Source organism: Paenibacillus tyrphae (genome assembly GCF_027925525.1).
In the GTDB taxonomy this organism is placed as follows: domain Bacteria; phylum Bacillota; class Bacilli; order Paenibacillales; family NBRC-103111; genus Paenibacillus_G; species Paenibacillus_G tyrfis_B.
This window is the reverse complement of sequence record NZ_BSDJ01000117.1, coordinates 1-292: the sequence shown is the minus strand read 5'-3', so window position 1 is coordinate 292 and position 292 is coordinate 1. Positions and strand designations below refer to the sequence as shown.

The 292-nt window shown below is 46.6% G+C and carries 1 protein-coding gene; it reads left to right on the top strand.

Annotated features, from left to right (window positions below; genetic code table 11):
- Window positions 1–71 precede the first annotated feature (71 nt).
- On the top strand, window positions 72–292 hold a 221-nt coding region (locus QMG93_RS35120), incomplete at its 3' end, for a hypothetical protein (RefSeq protein WP_281944537.1).

Here is a 292-nt window from a genome sequence, read left to right as displayed (position 1 = left end):
TTTTCGTTGCCGAACCTAGCGCCAAATCGGTTCTCATCCGGTTTGCTGTCGGTGGAGAGGATTCGGCGTATATGGATCTGGACACCGTATCGTTTAAAGAAATCAATATAAACGGAAGCTTTGAAAAAGATGAAAATGGGAACAACTTGCCGGATTTTTGGGAAGTAAACTGGCGGAATGGAACAAGCAGCGAGCCATTTGCTGGACTGGCCCCCTATGACCCGGTAGATGGGGCAAACGTATACCGATTATTCAATGGTAAGGGTGATCGTGAGTCCTATCAATACGTACT